Consider the following 22,380-nt stretch of genomic DNA (forward strand, 5'->3'; position numbering starts at 1 on the left):
ACATCCTTTTCAGCCCACCCGGGCCAGCTGCGGTTGCCTGGCGCTGAGCCGGCGCCGTTCGCGGGCCGGGGCGATATCCAGTTGTTCTCGGTATTTTGCGACGGTTCGGCGGGCAATGTTCACCCCCTGGCGCGAAAGCAGGGCGGCGATGGCCTCATCGGCCAGCGGCCGACCGGCCGGCTCGGCATCGATCAGGCGGCGCACCATGGCCTTCACCGCCTGGCCGGAGACGCTGGCGCCTTCCAGGCGCACCGCGAAGAAGTGCTTCAGCTCGAAGGTGCCACGCGGGGTCTGCAGGTACTTGCCGGTGGTGATGCGCGAGACGGTGGACTCGTGCATGCCGATCTCCTCCGCCACTTCCTTAAGCGTCAGCGGCGCCATCGCTTCCTCGCCCCGGACCAGGAACGCGGCCTGGCGCTCGACGATCACCCGCGCGGTACGCAGCAGGGTGTCATAGCGCATCGACAGGCCACGGCTGAACCAGCGCGCTTCCTGCAGCATCTCGCGCAGCGCCGGTGCAGCCTCGTTGCTGTCGGCCAGCGCCTGTTCGTACTGCGTGTTGATCGATACGCGGCGGCTGGTCGCCGGATTGAGGGCCACTTTCCACTGGCCGTCGGCGTGCCAGGCGACCACGTCCGGTACCACCACGGCATTACGTTCCGGCAGCAGGTTGTCACCCGGGCGGGGTTGCAGCGAGAGGATCAGTCGCACTGCTTCGCGCACGTCACCGATCTCGGCGTCATGCAGGCGGGCGAGGGCGGGGTAGTCGTGCGCGGCCAGCGGCTCGAGCGCGCCCGCAAGGATGCGGGTGGCCAGATGCCGCGCGGGAACCACGCCGTCCAGGCTGCGCAGCTGGGCCTGCAGGCTTTCGCGAAGGTCCCGCGCGGCCATGCCGGCGGGCTCGCCATGCAGCAGGCGCTGGCGGACCGCTTCGACACCATCGGCGGCGATGTCGAACTGGGCGCTGGCCAGCAGCTGCAGCTGTGCCAGCGGTGCCTGCAGATAGCCGGTGTCATCGCAATGCTCGAGCCAGAAGGCGGCGACCGCCAGCTCGCGGTCGTCCAGGTCCAGTGCCAGCCGCTGCAGCACGCGCAGCTGCGGATCACTCGATTCGCCCGCCGCGATGCGTGCCATCCGGTCGTCGTCGCCGTCCTGCCAGCTGGCGCCGGCAACGTCCCACATCGAGGACTCCGGCAGCTCGTCGAACGCCGCGGTTTCCAGCGTGGTGGCGCCGGCGTCGCCGGGTTCGGGTGCAGGTGCTTCGGCATCCTCGATCTCCAGCATCGGGTTGGAGTCGAGTAGGCGCTGGATTTCCTGTTCCAGATGCAGTCCGTCCAGCTGCAGCAGCCGGATCGACTGCAGCAGCTGCGGGGTGAGGTGAAGTTGTTGGCCCAGCTGGGCCGAGAGTGCAGCCTTCATCGTGGTTCCCCGGCGTCGCTCCCCGACGCCTTGTGGAACGCATCTTGCTTCTGATCCGGCGGGTCCGGAATCAGGGGGTTCCTGAGGTGGTTAGTGAATTACCCGACAGCGTGTAGGGGTTTTCCTGACATGGACGCGGGATGTTGACGTTCCCCGGTCGCAAGTCCTTGATTCCCTGTTGCGTACGCGGTCGGGGCGTCGTGCCGGCGTGTACGGGATTCCGTCAGTGCCTGTGGGGGTGACGGGAACCCGTCATCCGGATGGCGTAGTCACTCCAGCTCGTGCTGGTGGCGGGCGGCGAGCAGCAGCAGGTCGTTGGCGCGGCGGCACCCCAGCGACTCCATCATGCGCGCGCGGTGGGTTTCCACGGTCTTGACGCTGATGCCGAGATCGGCGGCGATTTCCTTGTTGCTTTCGCCTTTGCCGATGCGGCGCAGGATCTCGCGCTGGCGGGGTGACAGCGCGGCGATACCGGTGGGCTTCTCGCGGCCCAGCATGGGCGCCAGCATCTTCGCCGAGATCTGCGGGCTCAGGAACACCTGGCCCGCGTGTGCAGCGCGCAGCGCCAGTTCCAGTTCCTGCGGAGCGGCATCCTTGACCACGAAGCCGACGGCACCGCGATCCAGTGCGTCGCGCACGTGGGCGGCATCATCGTGCATGGTCATCATCACCACCCGGGTGCCGGGTGCGCGCATGCGGATGTCGCTGAGTGCTTCCAGGCCGGTGCGTCCGGGCAGCGACAGATCCATCAGAACCACGTCCGGCGCGTGCTGCAGGGCCAGCTGCAGGGCCTGCTCGGCGTTGCTGGCCTCGGCCACGAGCTGCACGTCGGCAAACCCCTGCAGCAGCCGCGCCAGGCCGGCGCGGACCAGGGTGTGATCGTCGACGATGAGAACTCGCACAGGCACGCTGGAGGTCCGGGAGGGGAGTCCACCTTAACTTAGCTGAACGGGCGAGCCAAGGGTCATCCGTTGCGGGCGGGCGGGGCAGGGTTCAGCGCGCCCGCCTTGCTTCGGCCACCTGACGACGGTGCAGGCGGAACAGATGCCGCTCCATGGCCATTTCCAGTCCGTCGCCGAGGCGATGGAAACGCAGCCAGAGATAGTGGCCTCCGCTGCCGTCGGCGGCCTCGGCAACCACTTCCACCGGCAGATCGATGTGGTCGGGCAGCCAGTCGCTGGGCTGCACGCGGACCACGCCGGCCTGGCCCGGCGCCGCGCCACTGCGGGGGCCCAGCTGCAGGCGGATGCCGCGCCGCGACCAGCGCACCGGGCGCAGGGTCAATGCCGGGCCCTGTTGGCGCACGAGCCGGCCCAGCAGCACCATGGCCAGATCCAGCTTGGCTTCCAGCCGCTGCAGCGGAAGGCTGGCCTCGCTGCGCTCGTCGTGTTCATCGACACGGCTGTCCTCGACCAGCGCCAGGCTGCGCAGCAGGCCTTCGGCGCTGCTGGTACGTCCTGCCGCGTTGCCGGCCTGGAACTCGACCGGCAGCGCCAGTTCGCAGCTGAGCGTCTCGTCGAACAGCTCGCTTTCGGCCGGGTGATGCAGCGACGTGGTCGGCAGGAGGGTCATGCCAGCGATTCTGCCTGCAGGTAGGCGTGCGCGGCGCGAAGGGAGCGCCGTCCATCGTGCAGCTGCACGGCCACCGCGTCACGGCGATGGCGCAGCAGGGTGAGCAGGCTCTGCTGGCGTTCGAACAGTGCGGTCAGGGCTGCATGGTCGGCGGCCGCCAGCGGTTGGCTCAACAGCGCGTGCAGCTTGCTGTCATGGCCTTCGAGCAGGCTGTCAGCGGTGTCGAAGGCATCTTCACCCAGCGCCTTCTCGAACGCGTCCAGCTGCGCATGCAGTGCCTGCAGGCTCATGATGCCACCGCCGCCGTACGGCGCTGTTCGTGCGGAATCGCGTTCCAGGCGCTGTCGATCTCGCCCAGCAGCTGCAGCGATTCGTCCAGGGCGGCGCGGTCGTTGTGCAGGTTGGCCTCGGTCAGGCGCTGCAGCACGTAGTCGTAGAGCGACGAAAGATTGCCGGCAATCTCGCCACCGGCCTCATGGTCCAGCGAGCCGTTGAGGTGGCCGACGATGGCGCAGACCTCGCCGATCGCCTTGCCCTTGCCGGCATGGTCGCCGCGCTCGAGGCTGGCCAGTGCGCGCCGCACGCGCTCCAGCGCGCCCGCCAGCAACAGGGCCACCAGCTTGTGCGGATCGGCATCGGTGACCGCACTGGTCACACCCACCTGGCGGTACTGCTCGGCGTACTGACGGCTGGAACCGTACATTCGTGATTCTCCTTGCGCTGGGTGCTGCAGCAGGATCGTGACGATCACTGCCGGCAGTACCGCGATGATTGCTGTTGCGTCCGTTATCGGTGCGTTCGGCACCAAACTTGAGTGCCGCGCACGTCCGTCAACCGTTCAACTGCGCCAGCTGCTGCTGCAGCGCCGAACTGCTCTGCTGCAGCTTGCCCATCAGGCTGTCCAGTGCGAGGAACTGCTTCTTGTACCGTGCCTCCACGCCGACCATGCGTGTATCCAGGTCCTTGCGGCGCTTGTCGATGCTGTCCAGGGTATTGTTCAGCCCCTTGGTGCGGGCCACGAACGCACCCTCCTTGCCGACCGTCGTGCTCACGTAGCCGTCGACCAGCGAGTACAGCTGGCCGGCACCGCCGGCATCGCCGGTGATCGCCTGGCGGATCTTCTCCGGCTGGCTGGCAAGCGCGGCAGCGAACTTGGTGGTATCAAGCACCAGGCTGCCATCGGCATTGGGGTAGCCACGGGTCTGCAGGCCGATCGCCTTGGCGTCCAGGCCATCGCCGGACAGCGACTTGAGTACGCCCGACATCACCGAGCGCAGCTGGCTGGCGGCGCCGCGCATCTGCGCGTCGCCGGTGAGGGCCGCCGCTTCCTTGGTCTTGGCGTCGTACTTGGTTTCGGTGTTGATGGCGGCGATGGCCGCGTTGTACGCGGTCACGAAATCCTGCATCACCTTGGTCGCCGCGGCCGTGTCGGTGCTGATCGTGACCGTGCTCTGTCCTTCCTTCTTCAGGTTCAGAGTCAGGCCCGGCACGGCGTCGGCCACGGTGTTGCTGGCGCTCACCACTTCAACGCCGTCGATGGTCAGTTTGGCATCGGCGGCGGCGGTGTTCTGCTTCAGGCTGCCGACCAGCGCTCCCAGCTTCGGGTCGCTGCCGGCGTACTCGAGCTTGATCGCGTTTGCCGCGCCGGTCTTTTCCTGTGCGATCGACAGGTACTGGTTGTCGCCGGAGCTGATCAGAGTGGCCTGCACGCCTTCCTTGCGGCCGGCGGCGTCGATCTTGTTGCGGATCGTGGTCAGCGTGTCGCCTTCCTCGACCTCCACGTTCATGGTCTTGGCCTTGTCGCCGACGCCGACGGTCAACGTCAAGGTTCCGGCGGCGAACGTATCGGTCTTGGGCACGGAGGTGTCGGCGATCAGCTTGTGTGCGGTCGCCAGCGACTTGACGTCGATGATGTGCGTGCCATTGGACGCGGCTGCCTTGCTGGTGCCGACGTCATACAGTGCCACGCTGGCCGTCAGGATCTCGTCGGTACCGCCGCTGCCGCCCTTGCTGGCGGTGACCGTGCGGGTGTCGAAGGCCGTAGTGGCCTTCAGTGCAGTGAGGGCGGTCTTCAGCTTGTCGAAGGCCGCGGTGACGGTGCCGATCGACGACAGCTGCATCTTGGTCTTGGACTGCTGCAGGTTCAGCGCATTGTCGGCGGGCTTGCGGTCGGCCGCGACCAGCTGGCTGACGATGCTGGAGATGTCCAGGCCCGAGCCGATGCCACCGTATCCAAAGTCTGCCACGTCGTTTCTCCTGGTAATCCGGGCGCCGCGCTGCGGCCGCCCGTCGTCAACGAAAATAGCGGCCTGCGCCGCTGGGTCTTGAGGACTTCGTTGATGCATGCGCCGTGCCAGTGCCGGACGGCAGGTTTGGCATGCAGGTTGCAGGAGTGACGGGGCAGGGTGCGGTCGGGACGACGCAGGCTGCCGGGAGTCTGCAAAAAACCCTCCCCCAAAGCAGGGGAGGGATCAGGCTACTGACAATCGGGGGGAGACGAAGCCGCCCGGTGCGTACAGTCAAAGGTACAGCGCTGAAACAGAGGTCCGCAGGGGCGGGCGATGCCAAGCCGGTTCGGGAAGCGTCCCGGGCCGGGCATGGCCCGCGCCTGCGTGCGCCGTGGCTGTCGGGTTGCCGCTGCCGCCGGTTCGACCGGCGGCAGCGGCACCTTCTTGCCGTGGATCAGCGCAGCAGGCTGAGCACGCCCTGCGGTACCTGGTTGGCCTGGGCCAGCATGGCCGTACCGGCCTGCTGCAGGATCTGGGTACGGGTCAGTTCAGCGGTTTCCTTGGCGAAGTCGGTGTCCTTGATGCGGCTGCGCGAGGCGGACAGGTTCTCCGTCGAAGTCTGCAGGTTGGCGACCACCGAGGTGAAGCGGTTCTGGATCGCACCCAGGTCGGCGCGGGTGTTGTTGATCGAACCCAGTGCCTTGTCGACCACTTCCAGCGCCTGCTGGGCGCCGAGCACGGTGCTCACGTCCAGCTTCTGCACGCTGGCAGCGGTGGCGGTGCCAGGGGCGTAGGCCGCGACTGCAGTCTTTGCACTCCACACGCCGGTTGCGGCCGTCAGGTTGCTGCGCTCCAGCGCGATGTCAGCGGCAACGACATCCTTGCCTTCCTTCACCGAGCTCAGCTTCAGGGTGCCGTTGCTGTTGGCTTCTGCGTAAATGCCGGCTTCACCGATCTTGGCGTTGATGGCGGTGGCCACGGCCTTGGCGGCCTCTTCGGTGGTCGCGCCGGCCTTGATCTCGACGGTGCCGATATCCACGTCCATCACGGTACCGGTGATGCGTGCGCCGTCGCCGCCCGCTGCCAGGGCAGCCGTAGTGCCGGTGGCGAAGGTCGCGGTGCCCAGCGATTCGGTCTTGGCGTCCACCACCTTGTCGATGGCGATGGCCTGGCCGGCGTTGGCACCGACCTGGAACAGCTGGCTGGAGAACGAGCCGTCCAGCAGCTTGGTGCCGTTGAACTCGGACTGCTTGGCGACGCGGTCGATTTCGCTGACCAGCTGGGTCACTTCAGCCTGCAGCGCCTTGCGGTCGCTGGCCGAGTTGGTGGCGTTGGACGACTGCACCGACAGCTCACGGATGCGCTGCAGGTTGTTGCCGATCTCGGTCAGCGAACCTTCGGCGACCTGGGCCAGCGAGATGCCGTCGTTGGCATTGCGGATGGCCACGTCGGTACCGCGGATCTGGGTGCCGAAGCGCTCGGAGATCGCCAGGCCGGCGGCGTCGTCCTTGGCGCTGTTGATGCGCGAGCCTGAGGACAGGCGCTGGATGGTGGTGGCCAGCGAGGCGCCGCTGGTGCTCAGATTGCGCTGAGCATTCAGCGACATCGTATTGGTGTTGATGACTTGTGCCATGGTGCATTTCCTTTGGCGGAGGTGGTGCGTGGTTCAGGGTCCGGGCGCCGGTCTGGCAGGCGCCCGGGAGTCGATCGCGGTGTGGATCAGCGCAGCAGGCTGAGCACGCCCTGCGGTACCTGGTTGGCCTGGGCCAGCATGGCTGTGCCGGCCTGCTGCAGGATCTGGGTACGGGTCAGTTCAGCGGTTTCCTTGGCGAAGTCGGTGTCCTTGATGCGGCTGCGCGAGGCGGACAGGTTCTCCGTCGAGGTCTGCAGGTTGGCGACCACCGAGGTGAAGCGGTTCTGGATCGCACCCAGGTCGGCGCGGGTGTTGTTGATCGAGCCCAGTGCCTTGTCGACCACTTCCAGCGCCTGCTGGGCACCCTTCACGGTGCTGATGTCGACGTCCTTCAGCAGCTTGCCCGGTGATGCGCCGGTGCTGGCGGTGGCGGCGGCGCTGTCGAAGCCGGTGACGCCGGCGCTGGTGCCCGCGGTGGCCGACATGGCGACGAACTTGCCGTCCTTGTCGACGCTTTCCTTCACCGAGGTCAGGTTGATCTGGCCGGCGGTGGTGCCGTCGAGTTCGGCGTAGACACCGGTCTCACCAATCTTGGCGTTGATCGCGGTCACGGTCGCCGCGGCCAGGGCAGCCTGGTCCTTGGCGGCGTCGCCGGTGGAGGTGATCTTGACGTCGGCGATCTTGATCGCCGAGGTCAGGCCGCCGCCACCGATGGTCAGGCCGGAATAGGTGATTTCCTTGCCCGCATCGGCTGCGACGCTATCGCCTTCGTCGATGGCGATGGTGTTGGCGTCGAAGACGGCATTGCCCAGCGCGTCGGCCTTGGCATCGACCACCTTGTCGATGGCGATGGCCTGGCCGGCGTTGGCACCGACCTGGAACAGCTGGCTGGAGAACGAGCCGTCCAGCAGCTTGGTGCCGTTGAACTCGGACTGCTTGGCGACGCGGTCGATTTCGCTGACCAGCTGGGTCACTTCGGCCTGCAGCGCCTTGCGGTCACTGGCCGAGTTGGTGGCATTGGCGGCCTGCACCGACAGCTCGCGGACGCGCTGCAGGTTGTTGCCGATCTCGGTCAACGAGCCTTCGGCGACCTGGGCCAGCGAGATGCCGTCGTTGGCATTGCGGATGGCCACATCGGTGCCGCGGATCTGGGTGCCGAAGCGCTCGGAGATCGCCAGGCCAGCGGCGTCGTCCTTGGCGCTGTTGATGCGCGAACCGGAGGACAGGCGCTGGATGGTGGTGGCCAGCGAGCTGCCGCTGGTGCTCAGGTTACGCTGAGCATTCAACGACATCGTGTTGGTGTTGATGACTTGTGCCATGAGGAGAGGTCCTTGAGCGGTTGCACGTGAGTTGGGTCAGACGCCCCCGACGTGCCCCGGGAGCGGCTCATGTCAGCGCTGCAACAGGCTGAGCACGTTCTGCGGCACCTGGTTGGCCTGGGCCAGCATGGCCGTGCCGGCCTGCTGCAGGATCTGGGTGCGGGTCAGTTCGGCGGTTTCCTTGGCGAAGTCGGTATCGCGGATGCGGCTGCGCGAGGCCGACAGGTTTTCGGAAGAGGTCTGCAGGTTGGCGACCACCGAGGTAAAGCGGTTCTGGATAGCGCCCAGGTCGGCGCGGACGCTGTTGACCGACTCCAGGGCCTTGTCGACGATCTCCAGGGCCTGCTGGGCGCCGGCGACGGTATCGATCTGGATGTCGGCGACGTGGGCAGCGGAAGTGCCGGCGGCGGGGGCGTTCAGATCGGTTGCGGTGGCGGTCGGCCCCATCTTCACGGTCACACCGGCCACGGTGTTGTCGGCCTTGACCGAGGTCAGGGTGACTTCGCCCGCGGTGGTGGACTGCGCGGCATGCAGGCCGGTTTCGCCGATCTTGCCGTTCAGGGCAGCAGCCAGCGCCTTGGTGGCGTTGTCCTGGTTGACCTTGCGCACCGCAGCGATCTCGGCGGCGGTGGCCGGCGCGCCCGGCGGGGTGGTGTAGTCGAACGTGACGTCGCCGATGCTGACACCGCCCACCGTGATGTTGGCCAGCGTACCTGCGGCGGCATCGACGGCTGCGTCATCCAGGGTGGCGCTGCCGGCGTCGACGAAGGTCGTCGCGCCCAGCGAGTTGGCCTTGGCGTCGACCACGCTGTTGATGGCGATGGCCTGGCCGGCATTGGCGCCCACCTGGAACAGCTGGCTGGTGAAGCTGCCGTCGAGCAGCTTGGTGCCGTTGAAGTCGCTCTGCTTGGCGACGCGGTCGATTTCGCTGACCAGCTGGGTCACTTCGGCCTGCAGCGCCTTGCGGTCGCTGCTGGAGTTGGTGGCATTGGAGGCCTGTACGGCCAGTTCGCGGATGCGCTGCAGGTTGTTGCCGACTTCGCTCAGCGAACCTTCGGCGACCTGGGCCAGCGAGATGCCGTCGTTGGCGTTGCGGATGGCCACGTCCAGGCCGCGGATCTGGGTGCTGAAACGCTCCGAGATCGCCAGGCCGGCGGCATCGTCCTTCGCGCTGTTGATGCGCAGGCCGGACGAGAGGCGCTGGATGGTGGTGGCCAGCGAGTTGCCGCTGGTGCTCAGGTTGCGCTGAGCGTTGAGCGACATCGTATTGGTGTTGATTACCTGTGCCATGGGGTCGTCTCCTCTTATTTGGAACCCGTAGGTGAATGGAACGAAGCGCCGCCTGTTTTTTGTTTGGCTGTGTGCTTCGCCGTTGCCAAATGAATAACGGCGCTTTGTCAACAACCTTTAGGCGTGAATTCCGATGTGCCGGAAGAAGGCCGCAGGACGCTGTTTTTCCGGGGTTTCACCGCCCTGGAAGGGGGGCGGGCAGGGGTGGCGGGCGCGGCTGGCAGCGCCGGGTGGGGCGGACCTGGGCGCGCGGGTCGTGAATGAACGCGCGCGGCGCACCGGCGGGCGAGGCAGCGGCAGGGTGCTGCGGAAACGAAAAAGGCCGCGATGCAGGGCATCGCGGCCTTCATGAGCGTGTGCGGGAAGCGGATCAGCCGATCTTGTTGAACAGCGACATCGACTGCATCTGCGAGAAGATCGTCTGTGCAGCCTGCAGCGCAGTGCTCTGCAACTGGTACTGGCTCAGGGCATCGGCGTAGTCCAGGTCGCGCATCTGTGACAGGGTGGTCTTCAACGTCACGCTGTTGGCTTCGCGCATGTCCGCTGCATTGTCCAGCGCCTTGAGCTGCGAGCCGCCGGCAGCACGCGAATCGATCATCCGCTCGGACGCGCGGCCGACGTCGCGCAATGCACTCTGCAGCTGGTTCTGCTGCGCCGCCAGCTGTGCGGTGCTGCCGGTATCGGCGTCGAGTGCGGCGATCAGCTTGTCCATCGTCGCGAAGATGTCGCGGCTGCCGGCCGGCTGCACGTTGAAGGTATCGCCGGGCTCGGCAGCGCCGGTGATCTGCAGGCGCACGCCGTTCACTTCCAGTTCGTCGCCGGGCTTCAGGGAGCCGGTACTGGTCACGTTGCCCGTTGCGTCCAGCACCTCGTACTGGTCGCTGGCGGTGAAGCGCACGCTGAAGGCCTGGCCGTTCCAGCTGTCGCTGCCGTCGCGGGTGATGTTGGTCAGCACGCCCTTGCCGGTGTTGCCTGCGGCGGCGCTGCCGTCGACGAAGCCATCGCCGGTCGGAATGCGCATGAAGATCTCGCTGCCGGGCAGGGCGTCGAGCACGTAGGTGTCCGGCCCCACTTCCACCTGGCGCTGGGTCTGGTCGCCACGATAGACCACCTTGCCGTCGATCTTGGCGAACGGCGGATCGCCGTCATGGGTGCCACCGAATACATAGCGGCCGGTACCGTCGCTGCTGTTGGCCAGCGACAGCAGGCCATCGCGGATCTGATTCAGCTCGGTGATCAGGGTCTTCTTGTCTGCAGCGCTCAGCGCCGGATTGCTGGCCTGCAGCGTCAGGTCGCTGACGCGGCCCATCAGGTCGTTGACCTGGGCCAGCGTGTTCTCCTGCACGCCCAGCCGGTTCTGCACGTTGCCGGCGTTGAGGCCCATGCGCTCGAGTGCCGCCAGGCTGCGGTCCAGGCCCACGGCGGTGCCCGCGGCCACGGGATCGTCCTTGGCGCTGACGATCTTGCTGCCGGTGGCGATCTGCTGCTCCAGGTGATTGAGCTTGGCCTGCTTGGCCAGCATCAGCGTCACCGACTGGTTGAACATCATTCCGGTGGAGATGCGGCTGCTCATCGGCGGACGGCTCCCAGGATGGTCTGGAACATGTTGTCGGCAGTGGAGATCAGCTGTGAAGCGGCCTGGTAGGCCTGCTGCAGTCGGAGCATGTTCGCCGCCTCCTCATCCAGATTGACGCCGGAGATCTCATCGCGTGCATCCTGGGCTTTCTCGTTGATCACCAGCTGCGCTTCAAGCGAGTACTCGGCCGAGCGCGCGGCCGCGCCGACCTGGGTGGTCAGCCCACCCAGTGCGCCGTTCAGGGTGACGGTGCCGCTGCTGAACGCCTTGGCGCTCTCCACCTTGGCCAGCCTTGCCGCGTTGCTGTTGTCCGAAGAGCCGGCCGGGGTCGGGGTGATGTTGAAGGTGTCGCCGGTGCGCGGTGCACCGTCGAGAACGAAACTCCAACCGTTGGCGCTGATGGTCTGGCCCGGAGTGTAGGTCTGCGGCGGGCCACCATCGATGGTGTAGGTGGTGGCGGAAGTGAAGACGATCGCCGCAGGATTGCGCAGGTCCGCGTTGCCGGCATCGGTCACGGAGACGCCGCTGAGCTTGCCCGTACCGGTATTGGCGGTGGCGGCGGCGCCCTTCACGGCAGCCGCGGCTGCGATGCGCGAGGGATCGGTGATGGCGATCTCCAGGCTGCCGGCCACGCCGGCGGTGGGCTGCAGCAGGAAGCGGTCGTTGATTGCCGGCGTGCCGCCGACCACCAGCTCGACGCCGTTGATCATCAGCGGATCGGCCGCAGTGCCGGTGCCGGTCAACGGAATGCTGGCGCCGGTGTCGGCGCGGCTCGCCTTCCACTGCGTGCCATCGAACTGCAGGACGACGTTCTGCGCGTCCAGCTTGCCGAGATCGCCGAAGCTGGCGCTGATGCTGGCCGTCCCGCTGTTGCCACTGTTGGCCGTCACCCGCGGCGTGCCGATGTTGAAGAAGTCGCCGCCGAGCTGGCCGTAGAGATCCACGCCCTGGTGGTGGACCTGGTTGAAGCTGTCGGCCAGGCCGATCGCCAGCTTGCCCAGTTCCGCCTGCGCCGGGGTCAGCACGGTGTCGCGGAACTCCATCAGCCCACCGATCTGGCCGCCGACGGCCTTGGGATCCAGGGTGATGGTGTTGCCCTGCGTTTCCAGTGCCAGCTGCAGGCGCTCGGGCTGGTACGGATCGGCCACGGTGGTGACCCGGGTGGCGGTGGTGCCGACCACCAGTGCGTTGCCGCCGGCGGTGTAGACGTTCATCACGCCGCCGTCCTGGATCACCGCGGTGCCACCGGTATAGCCGATCAGCTGCGAGATCAGCTGGTCGCGGCGATCGAGCAGGTCCGGGGCCGCGCTGGCGATGTTGGTGCCGATGGCGCCGTTGATCTGGGCGATCTCCTGCGCCAGCCGGTTGACCTCGGTCGCTCCGGCGAGCAGGCCGTTGTTGACCTCGCTGTTGAGGTTGTTCAGATGGGTATTGAGCTGCACGAAACGGTTGGCCAGGGCCTTGCCACCGTCCAGCATGCTCTGCCGGTCGGCCGTGCCGGAGGCATTGGAAGACAGGCCGCTGACCGAATCGAAGAAGTTGGACCAGACGCCTGCGACGTTGGTGGCGGCGTCGGAGAACAGGGCGTTGACTCGGTCGGCCATGCCGGACAACTGCTTCAGGCGTGCCAGCTCGCCGCTGCTGTCGAGCAGGCGCGAGATCGCCAGCTGGTCGGCAGTGCGCCGGATGTCGGTGATGCGCGTGCCGTTGCCCACCGTGCCGTAGCCGAAATTCTGCGGATCGGCCGTGGCGAAATTGACCTTCTGCCGGCTGTAGCCCGGCGTGTTGAGGTTGGCCACATTGTGGCTGGTGGTTGCCAGGGCGCGCTGGAAGGCGAGCAGGGCACCGGTACCGGTGGAAAGTACGCTGGACATGGGGTTCCTCAACGACGGGTGATACCCAGCGCCGCTGTTGCGGTGCTGGCGAAGGTCTGGCCAAGGCGACTGCCGGCATCGGTCACGGCGGCGACGGCACGCTCGATGGTCGGGCCGCCGGCGATCGCGGCGATCTTGGCCGCGTAGCGCGGATCGGTGGCATAGCCGGCCCGCTGCAGGCCCCGGGCGAAGCCCTGCACATCGGTGCCGGCCTGCAGGGCCTGCTGGTAGCGCGGGCTGGTCTTCAGCAGGCGCACGTAATCGGCGAAGCTCTCGGCCGGCGAGGTGTAGGCGCGGAAGCTTGCGGTTTCATTACGGCGCACGCCATCGACGTACTCATGGGTGCCGGCCACCGCACGCTGCCCGTTCCAGCCATTGGCCTTGATGCCGAACAGGTTGTGCGAGGTGCTGCCATCGGCGTGCTTGATCTGGCGCTTGCCCCAGCCGGTTTCCAATGCGGCCTGCGCAACCAGCGCGCGGGCGTCCACGCCCAGCTCCCGGGCTGCGCTCTGTGCGTGCTGCCAGATGCTGGCGACGAAGCCTTCCGGGGTATGCGCACCCAGCTGGGCAACCGCGGTGCGGGTCGCCAGCGCATCGGTCGTAGTGCCGCTGCCACGGTTGCTGGCGGTGGCGGCCCACTGGTCGTTGCGGGCTGCCCAGTCGGGGCCGTCAAGCCCGGCGATGTACGGATCATCGGTGCCCAGCGACCGGTGGACGCTGCTGCTTTCGCGGCCGGCGATCAGGTCCAGCGCCTGTTCCATCGGTGCGATGGCGGCCGATGCGTCCTGCTGTGCACCTGCGGCCATCTGCTGCAGCATGCGTACGGCCTGGCCGGCGTCCTCCAGTGGCAGCGACGGCGCCGCCTTGGCGGGCGCGTTGAGCTGATAGGCCCGGCTGGCCTTCGCAGCGCCGATGCCGGTATCCAGCGCCGGTCCTTCGGCGGTCGCTCCGGACAGCTGGCGGGTGATCATGGCCGACAGCCCGAGTCCCTTGCCACGGGTCATCGCCTCGGCGATCTTCTGGTCGTACATCTCCCGGAACATCTTGTTCTCACCGGGAAAGAGCGAGTCGCCGAAACTGGCATCGCGCATGCTCTTGACCAGCATCTGCGCGAACTGGCCTTCCAGCTGCCGCGCGACCTTGTCGATCCTGGCCGGGTCGTTCTGCTGGGCCGGATTCAGCTCGAAGGCGGGGGTGATGCGCATGTCAGATCACCTCGAGTTCGGCGCTCAGCGCGCCGGCCTGCTTCAGTGCCTCCAGGATCGCGATGAGGTCGCCCGGCGCGGCGCCGACGGCGTTCACCGCGTGCACGATCTCGTCCAGGGTGGTGCCGCCATTGAACTTGAACATGCGGCTGCCATCGTTGGTGGCGGTGATGGTCGACTGCGGGCTGACCACCGTGTTGCCGCCGGCCAGTGCGTTGGGCTGGCTGACGTTGGTGTTCTCCTGGATGGTCACCGTCAACGAACCGTGCGAGATCGCCGCAGGGCCGACGCGGACCTGCTGGCCGATGACCACCGTGCCCGTACGCGAGTTGACCACGACCTTGGCCGGGGCGCTGCCCGGGGTCAGCTCCAGGTTCTCGATGCGGGCAAGCAGGCCGATGCGTGCACCCGGCTCGGTTGGCGCGGCCACCGCCACAGTCACGCCGTCGACGGCACGTGCCGCGCCTTCGCCGAAGGCGTTGTTGAGCGCGGCGACCATCCGCGAGACGGTGGTGAAGTCGTTGTTGTGCAGGTTCAGGGTGATTTCGCCGTTGGCGCCGAACACATCCGGCAACGCGCGTTCGACCGTGGCACCGTTGGGAATGCGGCCGACGCTGGGCACGTTCACCGACACCCGCGAGCCATCCTTGCCCTGCGCACCGAAGCCGCCCACGATCAGGTTGCCCTGTGCGATGGCGTAGACCTGGCCATCAGCACCGCGCAGCGGCGCCATCAGCAGCGAGCCGCCACGCAGCGACACCGCGTTGCCGATCGAGGACACGGTGACATCGATGGGCTGCCCTGGCTTGGCGAACGGTGGCAGTTCGGCGTGGATCGCCACGGCGGCGACGTTCTTCAGCTGCGGATTGACGTTGGCCGGCACATTCACGCCCAGCTCGCCCAGCAGGTTCTTCAGGCTCTGCACGGTGAAGGGGGCCTGGCTGGTGCGGTCGCCACTGCCGTCCAGGCCGACCACCAGGCCGTAGCCGACCAGCGCGTTGCCGCGCACGCCGCCGACCTGGGCCAGATCCTTGATGCGCTCGGCATTGGCGGGTGCAGCCACTGCCAGCAGCACCAGGCAGCACAGCGATGACAGGCGGCGCCAGGAAGAGAAGAAGGTAAGCGTCATGGCATGCTCAGAACGGCGTCAGGCCGGAGTTGAAGAAGCGGCTCAGCCAGCCCATCGCGTTGGATTGCGCGACCGGGCCACGGCCGCCGTAGACGATGCGGGCCTCGGCCACACGGCTGGAGGGAAGGGTGTTGTCCGGGCTGATGTCACCCGGGCGCACGATGCCCTGCACCTGCACCAGCTCGTCGCCCTGGTTCAGGCGCAGATTCTTCTGTCCCTGCACGACCAGGTTGCCATTGGGCAGGCGCTGGATCACGGTGACCGTGACGCTGCCCTGCAGGCGGTTGCTCTGTGCGCTGTTGCCCTTGCCGGTGAAGTCGCGCGCGCCCTTTGCGCTGGCGCTGAGGATGTCCTTGCCGCCCAGGGTGACCGGCGCACCGAAGATCGAGGGCGTCCCCAGGCTCAGGTTCGATTCCTTGTTGGTGGCGGTGTTGGCGCTGGTCTGCGCGGTGGTGTTTTCCAGCAGCGTGATGGTCAGCAGGTCGCCGACATCACGCGCGCGGCGGTCCGAGTACAGCTGCAGGGTTGGACCTGCCGCATAGATCGCACCGGCCGTCGGCTCCGCTTGGGGCGGCATGATTGGCTGCAGCGGCGCCATCGCGGGGTAGGGGCGCACGTCGCCGGCAATCACGCAGCCGCCGAGCAGGGCGGCCACCGTGCTGGCGAGGACAGTGCGGGCGAGGGTGGAAATGGGCGACATGGCGTTATCCCGGTTGGGCCGGTCAGATCTTGTTGTTGAGGTAGGCCAGCATGGAGTCGGTGGTCGAGATCGCCTTGGCGTTCATCTCGTAGGCGCGCTGGGTTTCGATCATCGACACCAGCTCCTCCACCACGTTCACGTTGCTGCCTTCAAGCGCACCCTGGACCACGTTGCCGAGCCCGTTCAGGCCCGGGTTGCCGTTCTGCGCCGGCCCCGAGGCGGTGGTTTCCAGGAACAGGTTCTCGCCGCGCGCCTGCAGGCCTGCGGGATTGACGAAGTCGGTCAGGGTCAGCGCACCGATTTCCACCGATGCGGCGTCGTCGGCCATCTTCACGCTGATGGTGCCGTCGCTGCCGATGGTTACCGACTGCGCGCCTTCGGGAATCTGGATGCCGGGCTGCACCGGGTAACCGCTGTTGGTGACCAGTTCGCTGTCCTGGTTGATCTTGAACGAGCCGTCGCGGGTGTAGGCGGAGCTGCCATCGGGCAGCTGCACCTCGAAGAAGCCCCGGCCATTGACCATCACGTCCAGCGCGCGGCCGGTCTGCTGCTGGCTGCCCTGCTCGAAGTTCTTGGCGGTGGCCACCACGCGCACGCCTGTGCCCAGCTGCAGGCCGGTCGGCAGCTGGGTCTGCGCCGACGATGCGCCGCCCGGCTGGCGGACCTGCTGGTACAACAGATCCTCGAAGCTGGCGCGGTCCTGCTTGAAGCCGGTGGTGTTGGTGTTGGCGAGGTTGTTGGAAACCACCGACATGCGCATCTGCTGCGCATCCAGTCCGGTTTTCGCGATCCACAATGCCTGGTTCATCTTCGGAGTCCTGTCTGCTGAAACCGGCCGCGTGCTGCGGCCCATGGGGTACGGCGTGCAAGCGGTGTGCCAGTGCCGTTACGCGGCGCCGGCGGAATTCCGTCAGCTGCCCAGTCGCAGCAGGCTGTTGGCGCTGCGTGCGTTGTCATCACCGTGCTTGATCACCTGCACCTGCATTTCGTATTGGCGCTGCAGCTGGATCATCTGCACCAGTGCACCGGCGGCATCGACGTTGCTGCCCTCCAGCTGGCCGCTGTGTACGGTGGGCCCGAGGGCCTGGGCGAACGGCTGCAGCGGATCGGTGTTGCGGAACAGGCCATCAAGACCGCGCTCGAGCCGTTCGTCCGGTGCCTGCACCACCTTGATCCGGCCGATCATGGCCATGGTCTGCGGGCCTTCACCCTGCGGAATGATGGAGATCGTGCCGTCGTTGCCGATCTCCATCGCCTGGTATGGCGGAATGGCGATCGGGTTGTTGTTGTCATCCAGTACCGGGCGCCCACCGGAAGTCACCAGCTGACCGTTCGGTGTCACCGACAGTGCCGCGCCGCGCGTATACGCTTCGCTGCCGTCGGTGGACTGCACGGCCAGCCAGGTGCCGGTCTGCAGCGCCAGGTCCAGCGGCTTGCCGGTGATGTGCTGCGCACCGGGCCGGCGGTTGAAGCCGGCGTCGACGTGCAGCGCATCGACCCGCGAGGCAAAGCCCTTGCCCTGGATCGGGAAGGCTTCGGTGTTGGCCAGCGCTTCCTTGAAGCCGGGGGTATCGGAGTTGGCGAGGTTGTGGCTGAGCGTTCCCTGCGCCTGCAGGGAGGCGCGGGCACCGGTCATCGCCACGTAGAGGGCTTTATCCATGCGGGGAGTTCCGTGACAGGGTCAGCAGCTCATCAACGGATGTTGATGACGGTCTGGGTGATCTGGTCCTGGGTGGTGATCATCTGTGCGTTGGCCTGGAAGTTGCGCTGCGCGGTGATCATGTTGACCAGCTGCTCGGTCAGGTCGACGGTGGACGCCTCCAGCGAGCCGGCCTGGATCTTGCCGAGGTTGGAGGTATCGGGCATGCCGGTACGGGCCGTACCCGAGTCGAACGTCTCCGCCCACACGTTGTTGCCCTTCTGCTCCAGGCCCTGCGGGTTGTTGAAGGTGGTCAGCGCAACCTGGCCGAGCGGCTTGTCGTCGCCATTGGAGTAGCGTGCGTAGACCACGCCGGTGTCCGACACCGTGATTTCGTTGAGCTTGCCCGCGGCGTAACCGTCCTGCTGGGTGTTGCGCAGGGCGAACTTCTCGCCGTACTGGGTCGAGCCGCTCACGTCCAGGGTCATGTTCAACTCGCCCGCGCCGGTGGTCGGGGTGAACGTGCCGAGGCTGATCCTGCCGTTGGCCGGTGCGGTCAGCTTGCCGCTGTTGTCGAAGGTGACCGGGGTCGGGGTACCTGCGGGTTCGCCGTCGACGAAGTTGTGCACGGTCCACTGGTTGACGCCGGCTTCCTTGACGAAGTACGACACCTGGATGTGGCTCACGCCCAGCGAGTCATACACGGTAATGCCGCCGCTGGAGTGGTTGTAGCTGTTGGAATTGGTGGCATCGAACGGCTGCACCGTCGGTTCCTTGGCGTTGGCCGGCAGGGTGAAACCAACCTTTACATCGCTGGTCTGCCGGGGCGGGCTGTCGGTGGTCAGCAGCTGCAGGTCGATCATGCGACCGGCATCGAAGTTGGTGCCGTCGGCATTGGGCGCGAACACCTGCAGGCGCGCGCCCTGCGGGTTGGTCACGTAGCCTGCGGCATCGGTCTGGAAGTTGCCGGCACGCGAGTACACCCGCTGGCCGTTCATGTTCATGGTGAAGAAGCCCTCACCGGAAATCGCCATGTCCAGGCTGCGGCCGGTCTGCTCGTTGTTGCCCTGGATGAACTGCTGGGCCACGTTGGAGACGCGCACGCCCGAGCCGACCGCGTTCTTCGACAGGCCGTAGCTGGTGGCGGCGAACAGGTCGGCGAACTCGGCGCGCGACTGCTTGAAGCCGGTGGTGTTGACGTTGGCGACGTTGTTGGCGGTGACGCTCAGGTCGGAGTTGGCGGCATTGATGCCGGACAGCGAGACATTGAAGCCCATGGGATGCTCCTGGTAGATGCGGGTAGGCGGCTCAGCTGACGCGGAGCACGTAGTCGATCGGGGCCGTGCCCAGGCCCTTGAGGTTCAGGTACAGGCCATCGGAACCGACGGTCACGCTTTCCACCGGTGCCTGCACATAGGTGGACAGCTTGGTGCTCTTGCCAGCGGTATCGACATGGTTGGCGACCACGCTGTACTTGCCCGGCTCCATGCGGTTGCCGGCGGCATCCTTGCCATCCCACTGGAATGCGGTTTCGCCTGCGGCCTTGGCTTCGACGCTGATCGAGGTGACCTTGGCACCGTTGGCATCGGTGATGTCCACGGTGATGATGCCGGCGCCGGGCGCGGCCACCGTGCCTTCGACGCTGCCTTCGTTCTCCAGCACCAGCTTCTCGGACGGCACCAGTACCTGGTGTCCCACCAGCGCGGCGCCACGCAGCACCTGGTCGCTGGCCATCGACTGCTGGAAGCCCTGCACCGTGGTGTTCAGATCGGTGATGCCCTGCACGGTCGACATCTGCGCCATCTGCGCGACCATCTGCGTGTTGTCCATGGGCTTGAGCGGGTCCTGGTGCTGCAGCTGCTCGGTCATCAGGCGCAGGAAGTCGGCCTGGTCCAGGGTGTTCTTCTTCTTGGTGGCGTTGCTGTTGGGAGCATTCAGGCCCAGGGCGGAGTAGACGTCCTGGCTGGTCTGGTTGTTGACGGCAGTGGTCATGGCGGTATCCGGTACTGCGGGCCTCAGCGGCCCATGGTCAGGGTGGCCAGGGCCAGTTCCTTGGCGGTGGTCAACATCTCCACGCCGGCCTGGTAGTTGCGCGAGGTCGAGATCAGATTGACCATCTGCGCGACAGGATCGACGTCGGGCTGGTAGATGTAGCCGTCGGCATCGGCGAGCGGGTGGCCGGGCTCGTAGCGCTTGATCGGCGCCGCCTCGCTGCGGGTGATTTCCTTCACCTGCACCGAGGTGATGTTCGGGTCATCCTTGCTCGTGACCGCCTGGAAGATCGGCTCCAGCGGCTTGTAGACGGCCTCGGCCGAGCCGGCAACGGTGTCGGCGTTGGACAGGTTGGAGGCGATGGTGCTCATGCGCACCGACTGCGCCTGCAGCGCGGAGCCGGCGATGTCGAAGATCGGCAGGTTGCTCATGGCTTATTGCCCCGTGATCGCGGTCAGCATGGAACGGACCTTGCTCTCGACGAAGCTGAGCGATGCGCGGTACTCCAGCGCGGCGCGACCGTAGGCGGCGCGCTCTGCATCCGGATCGACGGTATTGCCGTCAAGGCTGGGCTGGACACCCTCGCGCGCGATCTGGAACGGATTCAGGCCGTTGTTGATCGCATAGTGCTGCTCGTGGGTGGTGGCCATCAGGCCGTTGCCATCCTGTCCCTGTGCGCTGCGCAGGGCGGCGTCGAAGTCCAGGTCCTGGGCCTTGTAGCCGGGGGTATCGGCATTGCCGAGATTGCTGGCGATCAGCTTCATCCGCTGTTCGCGCAACGGCATGGCCTGGGCATGTACGCCCAGGTAGTCGGTAATCAGGTTGCGCACAAAGCACTCCCACGGGAACGTTGCCCGGGAAGCTGCAAGCGGTGTGCCAAAAGGAAAGGGCGGGGCGCCGCTACGCTCGCCGGGCACGGCCCGGCGCTACCCAAGGGGCGGCCAACATCCGGTAGCGCCGGGCCATGCCCGGCGGAGAAGCCAGGGGGCGGCCAACATCCGGTAGCGCCGGGCCATGCCCGGCGGAAAACCCAGGCGGCCTCAGGCCGCCATCGCCACCTTGCGCAGGCGGTCCAGCACGAAATCGGCCAGCTCGTGCGGGGAGTACTTGGCGACGAAGGCATTGGCGCCCACGCGCTCGACCATCGCGTTGTTGAATACGCCCGACAGCGAGGTATGCAGCAACACGTACAGCCCCGCCAGCCCCGGATGGCGCCGGATTTCCGTCGTCAGCGTGTAGCCGTCCATCGCCGGCATCTCGATATCGGAGATGACCATGGCGTAGCGGTCGGCGGGATTCTCGCCCGAGGCGTGGATCTGCAGCAGGTGGTCCAGCGCCTGCCGGCCATCGGACAGCAGGGTGGCGCCGACCCCCAGCTGGTCCAGCACGCTGCGGATCTGCTGGCGTGCCACCCGCGAGTCGTCCACCACCAGCACCTGCAGCTGCGGGCCATCGGCGGGCATGGCCATCTGCGGATCGAGCACGGCCTCGCCCCGGATCTGCGCGATGTCGGCCAGCACGCTTTCCACGTCGATCACCTGGATCAGCTCACCCTGGAAGCGGGTAACCGCCGTCAGATAGCTCGATTCAGCGCCCAGTTCCGGTGGCGGATGGATGTCCTCCACTGCGATGTTGACGATGCGCTCCACGCCGCTGACCAGGAAGCCCTGGATCGAGCGGTTGAATTCAGTGACGACCAGGTAGCCGGGCGAGGTATCGGCATCCGGCTCGCGCTCGGGATGGCCGATCGCCAGGCCCAGGTCCAGGACCGGCACCGAGCGTCCGCGTACATCGGCCACGCCGGCGAACTGCCCGGGCAGGCCGGGCACCTGGAACAGCTCCGGGCGCCGCAGCACTTCCTGCACCTTGAATACATTGACGCCAAAAAGCTGACGTCCGCCGAGGCGGAACAGCAGCAGCGCCAGTCGGTTGTGGCCGGCCAGGCGGGTCCGCTGGTCGATCCGGTTGAGCAGGTCATGGGACATGGCTGCTGTATCGGCGTGCAGCGGCGGGAACTTGAGGGTCCGATCCAGCGGCGCCGCAGCGACGTGCCGCGCATCGCACTGGCACGCCGCTTGCACGCGTCCGGGCCAGGTCCCATCGACAGGAGGCGCCATGCGCCCGATCTCCTCCATCCTGGCAGTCGCACTGGCCATTGCCTCGCCCTGGGCACTGGCCGCCGACTGGCAGCCGGTGGCCAGCATCCGTGCGGCGGCGTTGTCGAGCCTGCCCGCCGGCAGCGAAGGCGAGGCCCAGGTGGCTGACGCGCTGCGTCTTCCCCGGTGCGGGGGAGCGCTGCAGGTGCAGCCGACAGCGAACACCACGGTCGAGGTCAGCTGCCCCGATGCGGGCGGCTGGCGCCTGTTCGTACCGGTGAAGGTGCGGCGCAACCAGACGGTGCTGGTGCTTGCACGCGGCATCGCTGCTGGAGAAACGCTGACGGCTGCCGATATCAGTACCGCCCAACGCGATGCCGCACGGATTGCCGGGGCCGTGCTGGCCGATCCCAATGCAGCGATCGGCCGCATCGCCCGGCGCCCGCTGCAGGCTGGAACGCTGCTGTCGAGCAACGATCTGGTCACCCAGCGTCTCATCAAGCGCGGAGACAATGTGGCGCTGGTGTCGCGGCGCGGCTCGGTCGAGGTGCGCATCGCGGGCCGGGCGATGGGCGATGCCGGCGAGAACGAACGCATCTCGGTGGAGAACCTGTCCTCGCGGCGCATCGTGCAGGGCACGGTGGATGCCCGTGGTGACGTAATCGTGGCGCGTTGAATTCCCGCAAGATTTCCCTAAAGATCACGGCC

22 protein-coding genes are annotated in these 22,380 nt (G+C 66.9%); 1 reads left to right on the top strand and 21 read right to left on the bottom strand.

Features of this window, described 5'->3' with window-relative positions; all coding sequences use genetic code 11:
• Positions 1 to 9: 9 nt before the first annotated feature.
• The 21 genes from rpoN to ACVOKU_RS03165 form a co-directional block, all read right to left on the bottom strand.
• Positions 10 to 1,419, bottom strand: a complete 1,410-nt coding sequence (gene rpoN, locus ACVOKU_RS03065; RefSeq protein WP_481559038.1) for an RNA polymerase factor sigma-54 — start codon at positions 1,417 to 1,419, stop codon at positions 10 to 12.
• A gap of 269 nt (positions 1,420 to 1,688) precedes the next feature.
• Complete coding sequence (locus ACVOKU_RS03070; RefSeq protein ID WP_053519589.1) at positions 1,689 to 2,321, bottom strand: response regulator; 633 nt, start codon at positions 2,319 to 2,321, stop codon at positions 1,689 to 1,691.
• A 91-nt stretch (positions 2,322 to 2,412) separates the two neighbouring features.
• Complete coding sequence (locus ACVOKU_RS03075; protein ID WP_053519588.1) at positions 2,413 to 2,991, bottom strand: PilZ domain-containing protein; 579 nt, start codon at positions 2,989 to 2,991, stop codon at positions 2,413 to 2,415.
• On the bottom strand, positions 2,988 to 3,281 hold the full coding sequence (locus ACVOKU_RS03080) for a hypothetical protein (protein WP_481559039.1): 294 nt from the start codon (positions 3,279 to 3,281) through the stop codon (positions 2,988 to 2,990). Before ACVOKU_RS03080 ends, ACVOKU_RS03075 begins: the two co-directional genes overlap by 4 nt.
• The gene (gene fliS / locus ACVOKU_RS03085) at positions 3,278 to 3,694 is read right to left on the bottom strand and encodes a flagellar export chaperone FliS (RefSeq protein WP_481559040.1); all 417 of its coding nucleotides are present in this window, start codon (positions 3,692 to 3,694) and stop codon (positions 3,278 to 3,280) included. Before fliS ends, ACVOKU_RS03080 begins: the two co-directional genes overlap by 4 nt.
• Before the next feature lie 127 nt (positions 3,695 to 3,821).
• Positions 3,822 to 5,237 carry a flagellar filament capping protein FliD gene (fliD, locus tag ACVOKU_RS03090; protein WP_065176168.1) on the bottom strand — a complete coding sequence of 472 codons (1,416 nt, stop codon included), beginning with the start codon at positions 5,235 to 5,237 and terminating at the stop codon, positions 3,822 to 3,824.
• Positions 5,238 to 5,673: 436 nt separating this feature from the next.
• Positions 5,674 to 6,852, bottom strand: coding sequence for a flagellin (locus ACVOKU_RS03095; RefSeq protein WP_481559041.1), 1,179 nt, complete (start codon positions 6,850 to 6,852; stop codon positions 5,674 to 5,676).
• Positions 6,853 to 6,938: 86 nt separating this feature from the next.
• On the bottom strand, positions 6,939 to 8,171 hold the full coding sequence (locus tag ACVOKU_RS03100) for a flagellin (RefSeq protein ID WP_065176170.1): 1,233 nt from the start codon (positions 8,169 to 8,171) through the stop codon (positions 6,939 to 6,941).
• A gap of 72 nt (positions 8,172 to 8,243) precedes the next feature.
• On the bottom strand, positions 8,244 to 9,461 hold the full coding sequence (locus ACVOKU_RS03105; protein ID WP_481559042.1) for a flagellin: 1,218 nt from the start codon (positions 9,459 to 9,461) through the stop codon (positions 8,244 to 8,246).
• Between the two features lie 370 nt (positions 9,462 to 9,831).
• Positions 9,832 to 11,034: a flagellar hook-associated protein FlgL gene (gene flgL, locus ACVOKU_RS03110; protein WP_053517905.1), complete on the bottom strand. Its 1,203-nt coding sequence runs from the start codon at positions 11,032 to 11,034 to the stop codon at positions 9,832 to 9,834.
• On the bottom strand, positions 11,031 to 12,911 hold the full coding sequence (gene flgK / locus ACVOKU_RS03115) for a flagellar hook-associated protein FlgK (protein WP_481559043.1): 1,881 nt from the start codon (positions 12,909 to 12,911) through the stop codon (positions 11,031 to 11,033). The genes flgL and flgK overlap by 4 nt, the downstream gene beginning before the upstream one ends.
• A gap of 8 nt (positions 12,912 to 12,919) precedes the next feature.
• Positions 12,920 to 14,116: a flagellar assembly peptidoglycan hydrolase FlgJ gene (flgJ, locus tag ACVOKU_RS03120; RefSeq protein WP_197599950.1), complete on the bottom strand. Its 1,197-nt coding sequence runs from the start codon at positions 14,114 to 14,116 to the stop codon at positions 12,920 to 12,922.
• Position 14,117: 1 nt separating this feature from the next.
• Positions 14,118 to 15,245 carry a flagellar basal body P-ring protein FlgI gene (locus tag ACVOKU_RS03125; protein WP_481559044.1) on the bottom strand — a complete coding sequence of 376 codons (1,128 nt, stop codon included), beginning with the start codon at positions 15,243 to 15,245 and terminating at the stop codon, positions 14,118 to 14,120.
• A gap of 7 nt (positions 15,246 to 15,252) precedes the next feature.
• The gene (gene flgH / locus ACVOKU_RS03130) at positions 15,253 to 15,945 is read right to left on the bottom strand and encodes a flagellar basal body L-ring protein FlgH (protein ID WP_065175710.1); all 693 of its coding nucleotides are present in this window, start codon (positions 15,943 to 15,945) and stop codon (positions 15,253 to 15,255) included.
• Between the two features lie 22 nt (positions 15,946 to 15,967).
• A complete protein-coding gene (gene flgG, locus ACVOKU_RS03135) occupies positions 15,968 to 16,753 on the bottom strand; it encodes a flagellar basal-body rod protein FlgG (RefSeq protein ID WP_053517910.1) in 786 nt (261 codons plus the stop codon).
• 102 nt (positions 16,754 to 16,855) lie between these two features.
• Entirely contained in the window at positions 16,856 to 17,605 is a 750-nt protein-coding gene (locus ACVOKU_RS03140) for a flagellar basal body rod protein FlgF (RefSeq protein ID WP_053517911.1), read from the bottom strand.
• Positions 17,606 to 17,637: 32 nt separating this feature from the next.
• Positions 17,638 to 18,861, bottom strand: coding sequence for a flagellar hook protein FlgE (gene flgE / locus ACVOKU_RS03145; RefSeq protein ID WP_053517912.1), 1,224 nt, complete (start codon positions 18,859 to 18,861; stop codon positions 17,638 to 17,640).
• A gap of 31 nt (positions 18,862 to 18,892) precedes the next feature.
• Entirely contained in the window at positions 18,893 to 19,576 is a 684-nt protein-coding gene (locus ACVOKU_RS03150; RefSeq protein WP_053517914.1) for a flagellar hook assembly protein FlgD, read from the bottom strand.
• 23 nt (positions 19,577 to 19,599) lie between these two features.
• Positions 19,600 to 20,007 carry a flagellar basal body rod protein FlgC gene (gene flgC, locus ACVOKU_RS03155; RefSeq protein ID WP_053517916.1) on the bottom strand — a complete coding sequence of 136 codons (408 nt, stop codon included), beginning with the start codon at positions 20,005 to 20,007 and terminating at the stop codon, positions 19,600 to 19,602.
• Between the two features lie 3 nt (positions 20,008 to 20,010).
• Positions 20,011 to 20,406 carry a flagellar basal body rod protein FlgB gene (flgB, locus tag ACVOKU_RS03160; RefSeq protein WP_053517917.1) on the bottom strand — a complete coding sequence of 132 codons (396 nt, stop codon included), beginning with the start codon at positions 20,404 to 20,406 and terminating at the stop codon, positions 20,011 to 20,013.
• Between the two features lie 210 nt (positions 20,407 to 20,616).
• Positions 20,617 to 21,561 carry a chemotaxis protein gene (locus ACVOKU_RS03165; RefSeq protein WP_053517918.1) on the bottom strand — a complete coding sequence of 315 codons (945 nt, stop codon included), beginning with the start codon at positions 21,559 to 21,561 and terminating at the stop codon, positions 20,617 to 20,619.
• A 130-nt stretch (positions 21,562 to 21,691) separates the two neighbouring features.
• Here ACVOKU_RS03165 and flgA point away from each other — a divergent pair, with 130 nt between their 5' ends.
• The gene (gene flgA, locus ACVOKU_RS03170) at positions 21,692 to 22,348 is read left to right on the top strand and encodes a flagellar basal body P-ring formation chaperone FlgA (RefSeq protein ID WP_476341591.1); all 657 of its coding nucleotides are present in this window, start codon (positions 21,692 to 21,694) and stop codon (positions 22,346 to 22,348) included.
• Positions 22,349 to 22,380: the final 32 nt, after the last annotated feature.

Source organism: Stenotrophomonas sp. STEN147 (genome assembly GCF_056757995.1).

Excerpts from the sequence above, each read along its gene's own strand:
- ACVOKU_RS03105 (WP_481559042.1), bottom strand. The coding sequence starts at position 9,461 with ATGGCACAGGTAATCAACACCAATACGATGTCGCTCAACGCTCAGCGC.
- flgK (WP_481559043.1), bottom strand. The coding sequence starts at position 12,911 with ATGTCCAGCGTACTTTCCACCGGTACCGGTGCCCTGCTCGCCTTCCAG.
- ACVOKU_RS03075 (WP_053519588.1), bottom strand. The coding sequence starts at position 2,991 with ATGACCCTCCTGCCGACCACGTCGCTGCATCACCCGGCCGAAAGCGAG.
- flgC (WP_053517916.1), bottom strand. The coding sequence starts at position 20,007 with ATGAGCAACCTGCCGATCTTCGACATCGCCGGCTCCGCGCTGCAGGCG.
- ACVOKU_RS03140 (WP_053517911.1), bottom strand. The coding sequence starts at position 17,605 with ATGGATAAAGCCCTCTACGTGGCGATGACCGGTGCCCGCGCCTCCCTG.
- ACVOKU_RS03095 (WP_481559041.1), bottom strand. The coding sequence starts at position 6,852 with ATGGCACAAGTCATCAACACCAATACGATGTCGCTGAATGCTCAGCGC.
- ACVOKU_RS03150 (WP_053517914.1), bottom strand. The coding sequence starts at position 19,576 with ATGACCACTGCCGTCAACAACCAGACCAGCCAGGACGTCTACTCCGCC.
- flgG (WP_053517910.1), bottom strand. The coding sequence starts at position 16,753 with ATGAACCAGGCATTGTGGATCGCGAAAACCGGACTGGATGCGCAGCAG.
- ACVOKU_RS03080 (WP_481559039.1), bottom strand. The coding sequence starts at position 3,281 with ATGAGCCTGCAGGCACTGCATGCGCAGCTGGACGCGTTCGAGAAGGCG.
- flgJ (WP_197599950.1), bottom strand. The coding sequence starts at position 14,116 with ATGCGCATCACCCCCGCCTTCGAGCTGAATCCGGCCCAGCAGAACGAC.
- rpoN (WP_481559038.1), bottom strand. The coding sequence starts at position 1,419 with ATGAAGGCTGCACTCTCGGCCCAGCTGGGCCAACAACTTCACCTCACC.
- ACVOKU_RS03125 (WP_481559044.1), bottom strand. The coding sequence starts at position 15,245 with ATGACGCTTACCTTCTTCTCTTCCTGGCGCCGCCTGTCATCGCTGTGC.
- flgA (WP_476341591.1), top strand. The coding sequence starts at position 21,692 with ATGCGCCCGATCTCCTCCATCCTGGCAGTCGCACTGGCCATTGCCTCG.
- ACVOKU_RS03165 (WP_053517918.1), bottom strand. The coding sequence starts at position 21,561 with ATGTCCCATGACCTGCTCAACCGGATCGACCAGCGGACCCGCCTGGCC.
- fliS (WP_481559040.1), bottom strand. The coding sequence starts at position 3,694 with ATGTACGGTTCCAGCCGTCAGTACGCCGAGCAGTACCGCCAGGTGGGT.
- flgE (WP_053517912.1), bottom strand. The coding sequence starts at position 18,861 with ATGGGCTTCAATGTCTCGCTGTCCGGCATCAATGCCGCCAACTCCGAC.
- ACVOKU_RS03100 (WP_065176170.1), bottom strand. The coding sequence starts at position 8,171 with ATGGCACAAGTCATCAACACCAACACGATGTCGTTGAATGCTCAGCGT.
- flgH (WP_065175710.1), bottom strand. The coding sequence starts at position 15,945 with ATGTCGCCCATTTCCACCCTCGCCCGCACTGTCCTCGCCAGCACGGTG.
- flgL (WP_053517905.1), bottom strand. The coding sequence starts at position 11,034 with ATGAGCAGCCGCATCTCCACCGGAATGATGTTCAACCAGTCGGTGACG.